Annotated in this window: 13 protein-coding genes and 1 pseudogene; 6 read left to right on the top strand and 8 right to left on the bottom strand. The window is 41.5% G+C overall.

The window, feature by feature from the left end:
* Window positions 1-252 precede the first annotated feature (252 nt).
* Window positions 253-1878, bottom strand: coding sequence for a peptide chain release factor 3 (locus CH365_RS18235; protein WP_100769978.1), 1626 nt, complete (start codon window positions 1876-1878; stop codon window positions 253-255).
* A 291-nt stretch (window positions 1879-2169) separates the two neighbouring features.
* Between CH365_RS18235 and CH365_RS18240 the strand changes: the two genes are divergently transcribed.
* Together CH365_RS18240 and CH365_RS18245 are read left to right on the top strand one after the other, a co-directional pair.
* Entirely contained in the window at window positions 2170-3102 is a 933-nt protein-coding gene (locus tag CH365_RS18240; protein WP_100769979.1) for an ornithine carbamoyltransferase, read from the top strand.
* 103 nt (window positions 3103-3205) lie between these two features.
* On the top strand, window positions 3206-4195 hold the full coding sequence (locus CH365_RS18245) for an HpcH/HpaI aldolase/citrate lyase family protein (RefSeq protein WP_100769980.1): 990 nt from the start codon (window positions 3206-3208) through the stop codon (window positions 4193-4195).
* A 156-nt stretch (window positions 4196-4351) separates the two neighbouring features.
* Here the strand turns inward: CH365_RS18245 and CH365_RS18250 are convergent, their stop codons facing one another.
* Together CH365_RS18250 and CH365_RS18255 are read right to left on the bottom strand one after the other, a co-directional pair.
* Entirely contained in the window at window positions 4352-4792 is a 441-nt protein-coding gene (locus CH365_RS18250) for an LIC11177 family protein (protein ID WP_100769981.1), read from the bottom strand.
* A 135-nt stretch (window positions 4793-4927) separates the two neighbouring features.
* A complete protein-coding gene (locus CH365_RS18255) occupies window positions 4928-5953 on the bottom strand; it encodes a rhomboid family intramembrane serine protease (protein WP_100769982.1) in 1026 nt (341 codons plus the stop codon).
* Between the two features lie 162 nt (window positions 5954-6115).
* Between CH365_RS18255 and mtnA the strand changes: the two genes are divergently transcribed.
* On the top strand, window positions 6116-7195 hold the full coding sequence (mtnA, locus tag CH365_RS18260) for an S-methyl-5-thioribose-1-phosphate isomerase (RefSeq protein WP_100769983.1): 1080 nt from the start codon (window positions 6116-6118) through the stop codon (window positions 7193-7195).
* Here mtnA and CH365_RS18265 read toward each other — a convergent pair whose 3' ends face one another.
* The 4 genes from CH365_RS18265 to CH365_RS18280 form a co-directional block, all read right to left on the bottom strand.
* Complete coding sequence (locus CH365_RS18265; RefSeq protein ID WP_100769984.1) at window positions 7196-8686, bottom strand: DUF342 domain-containing protein; 1491 nt, start codon at window positions 8684-8686, stop codon at window positions 7196-7198.
* Window positions 8687-8939: 253 nt separating this feature from the next.
* Window positions 8940-9965, bottom strand: a complete 1026-nt coding sequence (locus tag CH365_RS18270; RefSeq protein WP_100769985.1) for an alpha/beta hydrolase family protein — start codon at window positions 9963-9965, stop codon at window positions 8940-8942.
* Between the two features lie 20 nt (window positions 9966-9985).
* Window positions 9986-10498, bottom strand: coding sequence for a chemotaxis protein CheX (locus CH365_RS18275; RefSeq protein WP_100769986.1), 513 nt, complete (start codon window positions 10496-10498; stop codon window positions 9986-9988).
* Window positions 10489-11565, bottom strand: a complete 1077-nt coding sequence (locus CH365_RS18280; protein WP_100769987.1) for a hypothetical protein — start codon at window positions 11563-11565, stop codon at window positions 10489-10491. Before CH365_RS18280 ends, CH365_RS18275 begins: the two co-directional genes overlap by 10 nt.
* A 67-nt stretch (window positions 11566-11632) precedes the next feature.
* Here CH365_RS18280 and CH365_RS18285 point away from each other — a divergent pair, with 67 nt between their 5' ends.
* A complete protein-coding gene (locus CH365_RS18285) occupies window positions 11633-12376 on the top strand; it encodes a class I SAM-dependent DNA methyltransferase (protein WP_100769988.1) in 744 nt (247 codons plus the stop codon).
* Window positions 12377-12439: 63 nt separating this feature from the next.
* Window positions 12440-13858 carry a dihydrolipoyl dehydrogenase gene (gene lpdA / locus CH365_RS18290; RefSeq protein WP_100769989.1) on the top strand — a complete coding sequence of 473 codons (1419 nt, stop codon included), beginning with the start codon at window positions 12440-12442 and terminating at the stop codon, window positions 13856-13858.
* A 5-nt stretch (window positions 13859-13863) separates the two neighbouring features.
* Here the strand turns inward: lpdA and perRB are convergent, their stop codons facing one another.
* Window positions 13864-14313 carry a peroxide-responsive transcriptional repressor PerRB gene (perRB, locus tag CH365_RS18295; RefSeq protein WP_100769990.1) on the bottom strand — a complete coding sequence of 150 codons (450 nt, stop codon included), beginning with the start codon at window positions 14311-14313 and terminating at the stop codon, window positions 13864-13866.
* A 380-nt stretch (window positions 14314-14693) separates the two neighbouring features.
* Between perRB and CH365_RS18300 the strand changes: the two are divergent.
* Window positions 14694-16028, top strand: a pseudogene (locus CH365_RS18300) (sodium:proton antiporter); the annotation flags it as partial.
* Window positions 16029-16032: the final 4 nt, after the last annotated feature.

Here is a 16032-nt window from a genome sequence, read left to right on the forward strand (position 1 = left end):
TGGCTTAAATCACAAAAAAATGGCTTTTTCTCCTTCATTCAAGAGTAATTTGCAAATTTGAAAAAACTTTCTTGGGTAAGGCAGAATTAACTTTATAGATGATCGTATAACTTCACTAAAAAGAAATCACATAGGGATTCGAATATCCCAATTAAGATACTCGGCTAACGCGAAAGGGTTATAAAAAGTTAATAAAACACAAATTATTCGGAAATCCAAGGTACAATAACGTTAACATTACCGCATGAAATCTTAATATTCTTGGTTTAACTCGGATACATCTTGAGTAGGATAATCCAATAGACGGATCTCAGGATTTTTCTTTTGGAAATAACCCTTCTCCCATTCTGAATCGAATAGAAGAGCAGTCCTTCCTATACTATCCGTTACAAGATTAGAACCTTGAGGGATTTTCGGAATATCTTCTTCCAGTAGCCAACAAGAGACTTGGTAAGGAAGAATATTGATATTCGTAGGTGCAGAATACTCGTCTTGCAACCTTCTTCTGAAAACCTCGAATTGTAACTGCCCCATCGCACCTATCACAGGCAATCCACCACCCACAGTTTGAGAAGTGAATAAGTGAAGAATACCTTCCTCAGCTAATTGTTCGATTCCCTTTCTGAAACTTTTAAGAGCGCCGGTTTCCACACAAGAAAGAGTAGCGAAAATTTCAGGAGCAAATACTGGAAGGGGTTTTAGATCGGGGACTTTACCGCTAGCCAAAATATCTCCGATGGAATAAGTGCCTGGATTTACAAGGCCTATAATGTCTCCTGGATAAGCCTCATCTACAGTGTTTCTGTCCTGCCCAAAAAAAGCAAAAGAAGAAGAAAGTTTTACAGCCTTACCCAATCTTCCGTGATTCACGTTAAGTCCTCTTTCGAACTTGCCCGAACATACTCTTAGGAATGCGATCCTATCTCTGTGCGCTTTATTCATGTTGGCTTGTACCTTGAACACGAATCCGCTAAAAGGAGTGGTAATCGGATCCAAACGATCTCCATTTTTCAATGGAAAATACAAAGGAGGAGGAGCGATCTTTAAAAAATGATCCAAGAATAATTGGATCCCGAAGTTATTCACAGCGGATCCAAAAAATACTGGAGTGATTTTAGAATCTAAAAATTCATCTAAGGAGAACGCAGCGATCCCTTCTTCTACAAGTTCTACTTCTTCTCTAAATTGTTTTAAGACCCAGTCCTCAAACATAGAGTCAAGATTTGAATCTTCTATCCCTGAACTTTGGAATGCAGACTTTTGAGAACCGCCAGGAGTTTTATCGTAAGTGTAGATTTTTTTATCCACACGATTATACACTCCACTGAAATCCACTCCTGTCCCAATAGGCCAAACCATTGGGATCGCAGTGATGCCTAAAACCTTTTCGATCTCATCCAAGAGTTCGAACATTTTTTTGGTTGGACGGTCCATCTTGTTCACGAATGTAACGATCGGGATCCCACGGTCCCTACATACTTTAAATAATTTGATTGTTTGGGGCTCTACTCCCCTACCTGCATCTAACACCATGACTGCGGTGTCCGCTGCAATCAATGTGCGATATGTATCTTCGGAGAAGTCTTCGTGACCCGGAGTATCTAATAAATTTAATACATGGCTTTTATATTCGAATTGAAGAGCTGCAGAAGTGATCGAGATCCCCTTCTCTTTTTCCATCTCCATCCAGTCGGAGGTGGCAGCCTTACGGTTTTTACGTGCTTTTACTGCCCCTGCAAGTTGTATAGCGCCTCCGTATAATAGAAGCTTTTCAGTCAGGGTGGTCTTACCCGCGTCCGGATGGGCTATGATGGCGAAGGTTCTCCTACGTTTGGTTTCCTCTTCTACTATATTCTTGCCTGTAACGGTTTCCGACACGGTTCCCCTCTCTAATAGGAAACGTTTTTGAAACGATGGCCCTTGTCAGCATGAAAACAGACCTTATTCTTCACGGATTCGTATTCCTTCGGTAAAACCGGCGTAACCAAAAGGTCTTAATCTTCCGGACGAATTCATTTCTTGTAAAGAACGGATCACGCTTTTTTCCCCGGAAAACACTTAGGGAGGGAGATTTATATCCCTCCCCTTTTTCCCTGCCTATCTTTCAGAGTTTTGAGATTGTCGAATCTACCTGCGCTGATTTTCTAGACTGTAATAGTTTAACGGTCTATGGAAGCTCCTAAAATCAAACATCTTATCTCCTGGCAAGATTGGTCGGACGCCGAGGTCCTGGACCTTCTTCAGTTTGCCGTCCATGTCAAAAATCATAGGGCCAATTATCTGGGACATATGACCGGTAGGACACTTGCTATGCTCTTCCAAAAGACGAGCACTCGCACTAGAGTTTCTTTCGAAGTGGCGATGACGGAGATGGGAGGACATGCGATCTATTTGGATTGGATGACTTCTAACTTCCTTCTTTCCGATATTGACTTAGAAGCTGAATATCTTTCCAGAAACGTTTCGGTTATCATGGCTCGGATGAGAAAACATGAGGAACTTCTTCAGTTAAAATCAGGTTCTCAGGTTCCGGTTATCAACGGGTGTTGTAATAAATTTCATCCCTGCCAATCCTTAGCGGATATTCTCACCATCGTGATGGACAATCCCAAACCTCTTAAGGAATTGAAGCTTACTTATATCGGTGTACATAATAACGTAGTAAATTCTTTGATTGGGATTACTTCCGCATTAGGAATTGAACTTACACTTCTTACCCCGATTGCAGAGACTGAAAATATAGATCCGGAAACTGTGGAAAGGGCTAAGAAGAAGGGCACCATCCAATGGGAGACTGATCTCATCCGCTCCGTAAAAAATGCGGATTATATTTATACGGATACCTGGGTGGACATGGAATTTTTCAACGATCCTGCTTTTGCGGATAAGAAGAAGGAAAGGATGAATCTAATGATGCCTTTCCAGATCAACGAGGCATTATTAAAAGAGACCAAGGCAAAGGTTATGCACGATATGCCGATCCATTCCGGATACGAAATTACTAGAGAAGTGGTAAGAAGCCCAAGATCTATTATCTTCCAACAGGCAGAAAATCGCTTGGATGCGCAGAAAGCGGTCATTCTACAACTCCTAGAAGCCTGAGCCTTACCTCCAAAAATCCGTTGCCTGGAAGGCCTTTCCTGAAAACCCTGTTCTAAGACAGCCGAGCCAGGCTAAAATCGTAAAAAACTTAAAAGGTACTTTTATGTCCAAATTACCACATCCTAAGGATGCATTATTCGAAGGAGAAAAACCTTTCCCCATCATCCCGGCCTGTGAACATTTTGCCGGATCCGAAAAACTGATCACTAAAGCTCTGGAGTTACAAAACAAACTCGGCGGTCTTTTCGACATCACCATGGACTGCGAGGACGGGGCGCAAACCGGAAAAGAAAAAGAACACGCGGAAATGATCGTCCGTATCCAAAACTCCGAACTCAATAAGCATAATATGAGCGGTGTAAGGATCCACGATTATACCAATTCTTTCTGGAAACAAGACGTAGACATTATCGTTCCAGGTGCAGGAAACAAGATCGCATACATCACTATTCCTAAACCGACAAAAGCTTCCCAAGTGGAAGAAATGATCACTTATATCCAAGGTGCTGCTAAAAAAGCAGGAATCACTAGAGAGATCCCAATCCACGTTTTGATCGAAACTCACGGAGCACTTGCTGACGTAGACAAGATCGCTGCTCTTCCTTGGATGCAAGTAGTGGATTTCGGTCTGATGGACTTTATTTCCGGTCACCACGGAGCAATCCCTGCTTCTTGTATGAAAAGCCCAGGTCAATTCGACCACGAATTATTAAGAAGAGCAAAAGCTTCTTGTGTTGCTGCGGCACTCGCTCACGGAGTAATTCCAGCTCACAACGTAACTTTGGACCTGAAAAACCAATACCAAACTTATAAAGACGCAAAAAGAGCTCATGACGAGTTCGGATTCCTTCGTATGTGGTCCATCTATCCAACTCAGATCCAAGCGATCTTAGACGCGATGGCTCCAGACTATAGCGAAGTCCAAACTTCCGCTGCGATTCTTGTAAAAGCTCAAGATGCGGAATGGGGACCGATCCAACACGATGGAGATCTTCACGATAGAGCAACTTACCGTTACTTCTGGGAAGTTCTTCAAAAAGCAAAACTTACCGGTATCGCAATTCCGGAAGAAGCAGCAAAAAGATTCTTCTAATCTTTTCTATAAGCTTCCAAACGAAAAAGCCGCAGAAAATTCTGCGGCTTTTTTATTTCTTTAAGGATTTCGCACGGAGCTCACGGAGAAGACAGAGAGGTTGTTGGAGTTCCTACATTGGGTTTATCGACGATAACCGTCACGTAGGATGAAATCTTACTTATTAAACTTCTCGTTTAGTTTGCCGATCAATTCCAGCAAACTTCTTTCCAGATATTCCCAACCTTTTTTGTTCATTGGCTCCAAAGGCATTTTTTTCTGTAATTGTTTGAAACGATCGAATGACTCTCTTGCGAATTCCAAAAATCTTCTGGGAGTGATACCCAGCCTGTCGAACTGGCTTTCATTGCGGTTGAATAAGTCGGCAATCTTGTCTCTATATTCACCTTCTAAAAAATAATATCTAAGGTCTGCAAGAGAGTCGTCTATCGCAGCGTAAATTTTAGAACCAGGCCCGTCTTCTCTCTTGGAATCTGATCCTGATCCTTTGTCGGATCCTACTACCCTGGAAGCTTTTGCTTTTTCGTTAAGGGCGATCTTTTGTAATTTCTCCCTCATAAGAACGTCGGGAAGAACTGTTTTCTTTTTATCCGCCAATTGTACTGAGGTCCTCAAAGCCGTGTCCGAATTTTCGGACGGAAACTATTCTATGGACGTATTCAATTTATGTCCAGAAATTTCCGCCCTATGCTTGATATAAGAACATAGACGAAAAAGTTCTGAAAAATTCCTTCAAAGTTCCGGATGCTCTTTCTTTAATTTTCTCAATTCGCAGTTTTGGAGCCATTCACAACGAAGACAAAACATATCCTCAGGATTGTAGTCCGAGGGAGGACAGAGATTGGTATTCTCCGCTTGTATAGGTGAAAGAATATTCTCCTTCTCCATTGCATCCGAAATTCCATACAGTTGACTTAAGAGTTCTCTATTTTTCCGGATCTGTGTCTCAAAAGGGTCTTCCAAATTTTTAGGGCGAACAATAACCCTTTCCTGATTTTCTTTCGGCTTCTCCCATCTTTTCACAAAGATCGGAGTTTTGGTTTTTCCTCCGAATTTTTGGAGACCCAAAAGACTGCATAGACCGAAGACTGCTCCACCTAAATGACCGGAGTTGCTCATCATCCCCAAAAAACTTTGGGACATGATTCCACTAGAATAGAATTGCAAAAGATAATATGCATCAACTGAAAATCCAAAGCCGATCAAAACCCAAGGAGCAAATTTTGCTCTTACAGGAGGGAATACGAATCTCGCTTCAGGGAACATCAAACTGAATGCTGCAAGTACTCCGAAAACTCCACCACTCGCACCTACAGTGGCGGAATGATAACTATCCCAGATGGAATTTTCAGGAACGAGTCCAGTCTTCCAACCTATATAGGAAAAAGACAAAACGAAAAGTCCTCCTCCCAACTGAGAGAGAAGGTATACGCTTAAAAATTTCCAACCGCCAATATATCTGCAGAGCCAGAATCCTACCGTAAAAAGTCCGAACATATTCATCCCTATATGGATAAGAGAAGAGAAAAAATCTCCTCCAACCACATGCAGGAAACCGTACGTGAATACCTGCCAGTACATTTTCTTTTCAACGACTAGGCTTGGGTTTAATCCGAAAAAATAAGTAATAATCCCCCGTCCGCCTTCCATCATTAGAAGTGCCCAAACAAAAATATTGAAGAATAAGACCAGATTTAGCGGATGAATTAGCGAGAATCCGAAAAGCTTCGGACCTGAGGTCGGATTTCTCTTTGCCATTATGTAAGGATTAAAGGAACTGGTATCGTAGTCAAGTAGGCAAAGCCGGGGCGGGATCTGCCCCGGTTCGTCCTCATCCTCCGGGGAGTCGGCGGATGATTTCAATCACAGTTTTATCATCGAAGAAAGGAAGGCCCTGCTTTAGCCTCGGAGAGTAAAAAAATGAAAAAAGAGAACTTAAGGCCGATTTTTTGGGAGAAAGATGGACTTAAACTTTTAGACCAAAGACAAATCCCTGGTAAGAAGGAATGGTTTACCGCTAAAAACTCCGAGGACACAATTTTTGCCATAAAAGAAATGGTGGTCAGAGGTGCCCCTGCCATCGCCATTACCGGGTTATTCGGTGCGGTTTTAGATTTTAAAAAATTTTCTAAAAAACCGGATTACCAAGAATTCCAAACTATACTTTCCAAAATTTTAAGTTCTCGCCCCACTGCAGTAAATCTTCGCAGAGCATTCGAAGAACTTTCTTCTATTTTTCCGAAAGAAGAATATGATCAGGTGAGCTTGTCTGAACTCCAACAAAAGTCGGAAGAATTCGCGATCCATGTTTTCGAAGAAGATATCCGAAACAATTTAGCTTTAGCGAAGAATGGTGTGAGTCTTTTTCCTTCTTCTCCTTCTAAACTGAAAATTATCACTCATTGTAATACCGGAGCTCTTGCTACAGCTGGACATGGAACCGCTCTTGGAGTAATTCGTTCTCTCAAAGAAGCGGGACACGATCTTATAGTTTATGCCGACGAGACTCGTCCTTATTTGCAAGGTGCAAGACTTACCGCCTGGGAACTCATGGAAGAAGGGATCGAAAACTATCTGATGACAGACAGTATGGCCGGATGGCTCATGTCTTCCCAAAAGATTGACGCGGTCATCGTAGGTGTAGATAGGGTTGCAGCTAACGGGGATTCTGCGAATAAAATAGGAACTTATCCTTTGGCAGTTCTCGCAAAACACCATGGAGTGCCATTTTATATTGCTGCCACTGAGAAAAGTTTCGATTTCAAAATTGCGGATGGTTCCCAAATCCCGATAGAAATGAGAACTCAAGATGAGGTCACACGTTTAAATTTCTTAAAAAACGAAAAAGGAGAAGCAATCCTTTCCGAAGGTATAATCGCTCCGGTCGGAGTAAAGGCGTTAAATCCTTCTTTCGATGTAACTCCTGCGAATCTAATTAAAGCGTTTATCACGGAGAAAGGAATTGTTCCTCCGGACAAGATCAAAGATTATTTCGGCTGATTACTTTTGAGGTTTGATCGCAACCATGGCCGCTTTGTCCTGGCCTGGTTGGAAACGCATCATAAAGGCAGACTGGAATTTTTCAACCTTCTCCACTTGTCTTCTGTACTTGATGATACTTCCTTTATAAGCACCTTTACGGACCACGAGCTGCACTTCACCCGCGTTAAATCTAGAAGATTTTAATACTTCTATCTTTTGTTTCACGAGCTCTATAAATTTGTTCTGCTTGTTGAATTCTTCGAAAACCTTACGATACCCTTCTTTTTTATCTTCAGGGATCTGGCCTCTGGATCTTTGGACCATCTGTTTGATCTGTTGGACTTTAGGTAGAATTTTTTCGATTTCCTTCTCCGCAACTTGGAGACGTTTAGTTAGATCTTGGAAAGTTTTCTCATTCCTAAAATGAAATCCGAGTTCCACGGTCACATCCAACTCTGCTTGAGAGCCTAAAGTTGCACAGGTCAAACCCATATAAGTGGAAACAGTAGAAGATACTAAGTTACCGCTGGATCCATTCAGGATCACGTTGCCTAGAGAATGAATCTTGGAATTTAGAATAAATCCTTCGACGATCACATCCCCATCCACTTCTATCTCTGCGTTTTCTATAAATTTAGCGTAAAGATGTCCACCAATCTTGATGATATTTTTTCCATCACCTTTGATCCCGCCGCTGACTTCTAAATCCCGAGCAATTACTAGATCGGAGGTCTCCACATTTCCTTTTACCATCAAGTTTCCCTGGGTCTTGATGGAGGTGGCAGCTTCCACATCTCCTTTTACGAGTACGTTCCCATCGTAATTAATATTTCCGGTTCCAAGTCCCACATTAGAATCGATCTGTAATTCTTGGGAAACAGTGATAGAAGATTCAGTAGAGAAGATCGCACCGTTGCATGTAGCAAAATATTCCACTAAAGGTTTATTTTCTTGGACCAAACCTTTTTCTTGGACATTCTTGCCGATGGTAAGTTTAGGTCTTCTAATAGGAGGAGGAGCGATCGGTTTTCCGAAAACGTCCATTCCAGGTTTACCTGGGATTCCTTCGAATAAAGTGGCAAGCTTCTCCCCTGCCTTTACATAAATATATCTTTCGATATTCCTATAATCCGCGTGTCCATCTTCCCCGATCTTAACTCTTTGAGCTTGTGGATGATAGAATTTTAGCCAACCATCCTCACCTTTCACAGGAGGAAACCCTTGGGCCACCACAAAGGAAATAGGAGAAAAATCCATCCGAGAGGTGGATGTTTGTAGTTGTTTTAAGGCACCATAAATATTATCCCCAATGATACGATCTTGGGAAATATCCTTATTATGAAGATATTCTATAACTATGCTAGTAGAAAGAGCCCTTCCCTTGATCATCCCGGGACGAATAGTCAGATCGGCGCCCAGATTGTCCGAACTGATCTTAAGAGAGAATACACTCTCCCAACTTGTCTCTTGATCCGATACACCCGAAGTTTGCTCTGTACTCACAACCATACTACCTAGCTAACAATTCAAAAAGAAATTTCCTCCACCTTTTTTTGTTCTGGAAGAAATCCTCTTTCGAACCCTCCAAAAAAGATTCGAAAAACATCGTATTTGAACCTGCCGGTTATTCCTTTTCGCGTTTTTAACGATAGACCACTATATCCTTTTGCTCCGAATATACAAGGGTCCGGAACCTAAAAAAAGGCGTAAGAGGCCTATCCTTAAGGACGGAATATTTTCAGAAAATATAACGTAAAGAATATTAGAGTCCTGATTTTTTTAGAAAAAATCCCCAGAGTCCAGCAAGTTTTGGAATCTCACCTAATTGGGTGTAAAAAGGAAGATGATCTCCATGGGTGATCAGTTTGGACTTTAAGATCACCTTATATTCCTCCTTTCCATTCCCCAAAGAATCGAATAATTGCTCCGATTCGTCCGGAGAGATCACAGGATCGTCTGATCCATGCAATAAGGCGATAGGTGCCTCCCAATCTGAGAGGAAGTTTTTAGGAGAATTGCGTAAAATGAAGTTAGGTGGCAATACGGATAGAATAGGCCCTACTAAACCCATCCTAAATCCAGGATCAGATTGAACAGAATGCACAAATTCCTTTTCCTTCTGATTCAATTTTTTGAGAAGTTTTGAGGACTTCTCCTCTTCACCCGTTCTTTTTAATCCATTATCTAAGGCGGCTTCAAAATAGAACTCTTCTAATTTGGAAAGTTTGGGTTGGAGCTTAGATATATAATTATATAGTAAAACATGAACCGCATACGGATCTATTTCATAGTTGGATAGAATGAAAGGAAGAGTGTCAGCGAAGTCCGAATAGGTTCCTACAAGTAGAGCGGATTTTAGATTTTTCTGTTCTTCCTTTCCAGACAATGCTACCATTCCCATCCCAGCGGAGAAGCTTGCGGATAAGAAGGAAATCGCCTGGGCTTCCCTCTTTACGATCTCTTGGAATAATGCCCTGATATTCGGAACAGTATCCTCCGAGATCTCTAGTCCTTTAACTTCCGGAAGTTCAGGCAAATACACAGTGGCACCTGTATTTTTCAGATGTTTTGCAAGTGTTAGGATCCTAGGATCGTTGATCCCTCGGTTACTCATCCCATGTTGTAAGTAGATCACAGGAGAATTTTTTGGACCTGGAAATATTTTGGTCCTGAAAGAAGATTTCTTAGAAACTTTTAAATTTTCCTCCCGGATTTCAGAATCGGGAGAATCTACCATGTCTGCGTATTTGAGTAAGAATGGGAGTCCCTGGAAAGAGTATCGAATCATGTCCGAAGCCTTTTTATATATTAATATTTTTGCATCAGAAGAATGAGATAAATCCTGCCCAGATATTCTTTGGCATCCTCATCCTTTAGAAAATAGATCAGAATATACTGTCTCAAATTTTCCAGATCGATGGGGACCAATTTATTGTTCATATTTTCAGGAGGAAGAATATCTATTTGGAATCTTCCTAATTTCATTTCGGAGATGAGTTCGGCACAGATCTGGTTGGCAAATTCAAGCATGATAGAAGCGGCATGACTTCGGATCGTGGGATCTATATGAAAGGATCTGGCAATCTTGGGTAAAAGTTTCAGTTTAGTATAACCATCCATTGCCAGAAAAAGTTTGCCCTTTGCTTCTCCTTGGAATTCAACCGAGGTACAGTTCTCATAACATAGACCTTCGTTTTTAGAAGGGCCGAATGCTTCACGGACAGCATGAACCCCCAGGTTCTTTTCCAAAAATTCAGGGAAAATTTGGGAAATTGTAAGTATGAATTTTTCATCCAATAAAGGATCTATGTTCAAAGACATACTAAACGGTTCGGTCCCTCTTCTTTAGAAGAATGTAATGCTTTTTTGGCTCTGGGTTCCCATTCTGAGTCTTCTTTTCTGACCCGAACAGAAGCTCCCACATTCAGCCTGGTTTTTTCGGGACCTAAAAATTCCATGAGACCGGAAAGTGAATTCTGGAATTTTAACCAATCTTCCGCATGGAAAAAGGTCGCTAAACGGTTTTTTCGAATGCGATAGAGAGAAAAATTTTCTCCGAATCTAGACTTCCACCAATTTCCCAAACTTCTAAAATCGGAAATCAGATCACCGTCCGACTCGAATTCCATGAAGACCAGAATTTTGGTTTCTTCCCCCTCGACCTTTTCCCTTTCTAAATGTTGGGAAAATATCGGGTAGGAACTCCAGCCGGTCTCTCCGTCTTGTGATTCTCCGGCAAGGACCAGTCCTTCTACAAGTTTATCCAATCTAAAAGAAATTTCATCAAGGGAAAATTCGTTAGGGGCAGAAGAAGTTTGCCTGACTTCTCCCAAAGAAAAAGAATCCCATTCCAATTTCCAAACTATGGCTCCCTCTTTGGGCTCTAAGGCCTTTTTCCTTTCGGACGGAAATACGGAAATACTTCCGGTCTTACTTGCTACAATTTGTAGGTTTCCTTTGGAGTCGTGTAGTAGAACTTCCCAGTATTCTTCTCCTGCTCGGATCGAATCTAAGAAGGATTTTACTGCTTCGTAGGTTTTTCCGCGGATAGGAATATAGAAAGCCTGGAAGAGAGTTTCTGTCTCCTTGGGAACTTCTTCGAAGCTGGTAGGAACACCTTCCTCAGAAAAAATTTGCTCGGATACAATATCTTTTGGGGTTTCAGGAATTTCTTCTTTTGAAATCGATTGGAAGAATGGGATCTCGGATTCGGTTCCCTTCTCCTCTTTTCTATCCATGGTAGTATGAACTACGTATCCGAAAAGGGAAAGTAAGCAGAACGAGATCCCGCCCAAGGCCAAAACTTCCCCGTCTAACCAGGTGGAAAGAGAAGCGGAAGCGATTGGAAAAACTTCTGAAATTGGAAAAAATTCGGGGAAAAATTGCATTTTGTAAACTTCAGTTCCGTTACTATATGTAACGGGTTTTCCCCGGTCCGGCTCAAACGATTTTTCTATGAAACTCTACTCGGAACTGGCAGAATATTACTTCGATATTGAAAAGAACGCTCGAAAATTCGAGATGGAAACCCAATTCATAGATAGGCTTTTCCGAAAACATAGGGTCCGAAATATTTTAGACCTTGGTTGCGGCACCGGAGAGCATGTGACCCATTTCCAAAGTCTTGGATACAAATCCAGGGGAATCGATTCCTCCATCAAAATGATAGAGGTCGCCAAAAAAAGATATTCCCATTGTAAATTCGAAGTAGGAGCAATGCAATCCTATAAGTCCCAGGAAAAATGGGATGCAATCATCAGCTTATTCGGTTCTTTTAATTATTTATTATCTAATGAAGAAGTAGAAGCCGCCCTCAAAAATCTGGAGTTGAACCTAAAACCCGCAGGCATTGCAGTTTTAGAAGTTTGGAATGCGGAACCTCTTCGCAAGATCAAAAGAAAAGCGATCGGCCCTGTCGCCCAGATCAAAGCCAAAAACGCGACGATCCAGAGAAACCGAGGATTTCGTCTAGTCAGAGCCGACCAATCCACAGTTGTCGAAGTAAATTATATCTATAATCTAAACGCGAAAGAGATCAAAGACAAACACCTGATGAGAGCTTACTTCCTGGTAGAACTCCAGAGAATGCTCGCGAAACACAGGATGGAAATCCTACATGTTTACTCCAACTATAACGAATTAAAATTCAAAAGTAACGCGAGTAGAATGATCTTGGTTTTGAAGAAGAAGAGTAATTAAACTTAGAAAATCTTCTTCCCAGAGTCAGAATAAAAATCCAAAATTGCCATCCGGAGGAATGAGATGGCGGAAAACTACGACCTGACTGTGATCGGCGGAGGCCCTGGAGGATATGTGGCCGCCATTCGAGCAGCCCAACTCGGATTGAACGTTTGTCTAGTGGAAAAAGAAAAACTAGGCGGGGTATGTTTGAACTGGGGTTGTATTCCCACAAAAGCACTTTTAGAATCCGCACATTTATTAGAGTCCATTCGCAAATCGGAAACATTCGGACTGAAGGTAGAAAAAGTTTCTCCTGATTTTCCGAACATCATCAAACGTTCCAGAGGTGTCGCAGACACAATGTCGAATGGGGTCGAGTTCTTAATGAAAAAGAATAAGATTTCCGTAAAAAAAGGAAGTGCAGTATTCAAAGACAAAAATACGATCTGGCTTCCGGACACTTCTAAAGAAGAAATCCAATCCGAATATTTTATCATTGCAACAGGTGCTAGACCAAAAGAATTTCCAGGACTTCCATTCGATGGGGACAAGGTTCTCTCAAGCAAACATGCAATGATCCAAGACTCCCCGCCTAAAACTTTAGCTATCATAGGTGCGGGAGCTATAGGGATAGAATTTGCGGATTTCTATTCTAGCATGGGAACTAAAGTAACGATCGTAGAGATGCAGGACAAAATCCTTCCATTAGAAGATCCTGAAATATCTAATCTACTCAACCGTTCCTTCATAAAAAGAGAGATCCAAATCCTGACAAGCGTCGGAGTTTCCGAACCGAAACTGGAATCGGATGGAGTATCTATTCTTCTAAAAGGAGAAGGGATCGCTCCGGAAGGTGAAAGAAAAAAATTCGATAAGGTATTGGTAGCGATAGGTGTCACTCCAAACACGGAAGACATCCACCTGGAAGAGATCGGGGTATTTCTCCAAAAAGGATTTATCAAGGTAGATACTAAATTCAGAAGTAAGGTCCCGAATATTTATGCGATCGGAGATTGTATCGGAGCTCCGTTACTCGCCCATGTGGCCTCAACAGAAGGAGTCAAAGCTGCGGAAGCTATTTCCATCCAAAACAAAAATCCTCACGGCTTAGTTTATGAACCGTTGGATTATCTTAAAATTCCTGCCTGCACATATTGTCATCCTGAAGTTGCCTCAGTCGGCTTAAAGGAAGAAGAAGCCAAAAAATCAGGCATAGATGTAGTCGTAGGAAAATTCCCATTTAGAGCGAACGGTAGAGCCCAAGCTTTAGGCGAAGTAGAAGGAATGGTAAAACTAGTAGCGGATCGTAAAACAGGAGAAGTATTAGGAGCTCATCTGATCGGACCGAATGTAACCGAAATTTTAGGTGAGATCAATTTGGGAATGGGATCCGAACTAACTCTGAAAGAAATTGCAGGAAGGATACATGCCCATCCTACACTTTCAGAATCCGTAATGGAAGCAGCAGGACAGGCTCTAGGCGAGGCGATTAATATCTAACTGAACTAAACGGATGCGTTCGATTCTTCTAAAGATCCGGTGAATAAGATATCCATCTTATTCACTTTAAACTCTTTTGGCAGTTTGGAATCGATAGTTAGAAGCTCCGCGTCCAGATCATGGAATTTTCCTGACTTCTCATCGAAAAAATGGAAATGGTCGTCGATATTGCTATCGAATACCGACTTACCTAAACAGGAAAATTTAAATTCTCTTAATAAACCGGCAGATACTAATACATTTAAAGTATTGTAAACGGTTGCCAAACTCATCTTCAAAGAACGTTTATCTACCCATTCTTTTACTTCCTCTGCGGTTGGATGATCCGCTTCACAAAGTACGTATTGGCAAATGGAAATCCTTTGCATGGTCGGTTGTATCGAAACCGATTTTAATCTACTCTCTATTTCGTCCGGAGTCAGGCAGTATTGTTTGTGTTTACCTAAAACAGTCATGGTTGTCGGTTCTCTCTAAGGGCCTATATATCTGACGGTCCGAAAGGCCCGAATATAAAGCAAAAAGTCTAGAAGATATGAATTCCTATTAGGATCTTGCAAAAAAGGAAGGATTTATGCAATCCAAAAAAAGGAGACCAAAAAAACCCGAAAAATCATGGATTTTCCTTTGAAACAATACCGGAATCTCTATAACCTGACGAAAAATCTTTGAAAAGCAGAGAATGATGAGAAACAAATTTTTTACTACCCTACTCTTTCTCTCCCTGGTCCTAAACGTTTCCGTTTGGGCCGAAACAGGGGTCTCCCCGCAAACAAACAGCTTAGCTCAATCCGAAACGGATGCTGGTCATGGGGAACATGGGACCGGAAACGGGCACCAAGAGACTGCATCGGCTCATGGTGAAGCGGGAGATGATCTTCCTCTTTGGTCGGTCATTCCTTTCATTCTGATCCTACTCAGTATCGCACTTTTGCCTCTAATCTCTCATACAACTGAGCATTGGTGGGAGAATAATAATAACAAACTCCTTCTTTCCTTAGCACTCGGAGGAGTTTCTTTCGGGATCTTAATGGCACATAGCTGGGGTGGAAAAATTTTCCACACTATGGTATTCGATTATATTCCGTTTATCATTTTACTCGCATCATTATTCTATATTTCCGGCGGAATCGTTTTAAAGGGAGATATAGAAGCTACCCCAGTGAATAATACGATCTTCTTGATCGTCGGAACCTTCCTTGCTTCTTTTATTGGGACGACAGGCGCATCTATGCTTCTGATCCGCCCTCTTCTCAAGACTAACTCTGAAAGAAAACATGTGGTCCACACAGTGATCTTCTTTATTTTCTTGGTTTCCAATATTGGCGGTTCTTTGACTCCTCTTGGAGATCCTCCTTTATTTTTGGGTTATTTACAAGGAGTTCCATTCATTTGGACTTTTAAACTTTTCCCTGAAATGATTATCGCTTCGGGATTGCTGCTCGTGATCTACTTCATCTGGGACACGATCATGCACGGAAAAGAAACCAAAAAGGATATCCGTTACGACCATTCTCATAGACAACCGATTGGTTTAGAAGGTCAGGTAAACCTGATCTGGCTTTTGGGAGTAATCCTTTCTGTAGCTTTCTTAAATCAAAACTATATTCCTGCGATTGAAAAATACCCTTACCTTGCTTTCATCAGAGAAGCAGTATTAATCGGTTTGATCGCACTTTCCAAAGTGACTTCTGATCCTAAATTAAGAGAAAAGAATAAGTTCACCTTAGGTCCTATCCAAGAGGTAGCTTATCTGTTCATCGGTATCTTCTTAACCATGATCCCTGCATTATTACTTCTGGAACATCATGGAAAAGAATTAGGAATCACTGAAAGATGGCAATTCTTCTGGGTCACCGGTGGATTTTCAGGAGTTCTGGACAATGCTCCTACTTACCTGACCTTCTTATCCTTAGCTAAAGGTTTATTAGGATATTCTACTGTAACTCAGATCTTAGCCGATCCAGTGGGAGAAGCTTTACTCAAAGCGATTTCAGTGGGTGCAGTATTTATGGGTGCATTGACCTATATAGGTAACGCGCCAAACTTTATGGTAAAATCCGTAGCGGAAGAGAATAAGATCAAAATGCCAAGTTTCGGAGGATATGTAGTGTATTCCTTCCTACTTTTGCTTCCAACCTTCCTACTTTTAACCTGGATCTTCTTTATCTAAAAGA

This window comes from Leptospira neocaledonica, assembly GCF_002812205.1.
Classification (GTDB): domain Bacteria; phylum Spirochaetota; class Leptospiria; order Leptospirales; family Leptospiraceae; genus Leptospira_B; species Leptospira_B neocaledonica.

What these genes read in the sequence shown, in the direction of transcription:
- CH365_RS18240 (WP_100769979.1), top strand. Translation starts at nt 2,170, where the DNA reads ATGGAAGCTCCTAAAATCAAACATCTTATCTCCTGGCAAGATTGGTCG.
- CH365_RS18245 (WP_100769980.1), top strand. Translation starts at nt 3,206, where the DNA reads ATGTCCAAATTACCACATCCTAAGGATGCATTATTCGAAGGAGAAAAA.
- CH365_RS18255 (WP_100769982.1), bottom strand. Translation starts at nt 5,953, where the DNA reads ATGGCAAAGAGAAATCCGACCTCAGGTCCGAAGCTTTTCGGATTCTCG.
- mtnA (WP_100769983.1), top strand. Translation starts at nt 6,116, where the DNA reads ATGAAAAAAGAGAACTTAAGGCCGATTTTTTGGGAGAAAGATGGACTT.
- CH365_RS18265 (WP_100769984.1), bottom strand. Translation starts at nt 8,686, where the DNA reads ATGGTTGTGAGTACAGAGCAAACTTCGGGTGTATCGGATCAAGAGACA.
- CH365_RS18270 (WP_100769985.1), bottom strand. Translation starts at nt 9,965, where the DNA reads ATGATTCGATACTCTTTCCAGGGACTCCCATTCTTACTCAAATACGCA.
- CH365_RS18275 (WP_100769986.1), bottom strand. Translation starts at nt 10,498, where the DNA reads ATGTCTTTGAACATAGATCCTTTATTGGATGAAAAATTCATACTTACA.
- CH365_RS18280 (WP_100769987.1), bottom strand. Translation starts at nt 11,565, where the DNA reads ATGCAATTTTTCCCCGAATTTTTTCCAATTTCAGAAGTTTTTCCAATC.
- CH365_RS18285 (WP_100769988.1), top strand. Translation starts at nt 11,633, where the DNA reads ATGAAACTCTACTCGGAACTGGCAGAATATTACTTCGATATTGAAAAG.
- lpdA (WP_100769989.1), top strand. Translation starts at nt 12,440, where the DNA reads ATGGCGGAAAACTACGACCTGACTGTGATCGGCGGAGGCCCTGGAGGA.
- perRB (WP_100769990.1), bottom strand. Translation starts at nt 14,313, where the DNA reads ATGACTGTTTTAGGTAAACACAAACAATACTGCCTGACTCCGGACGAA.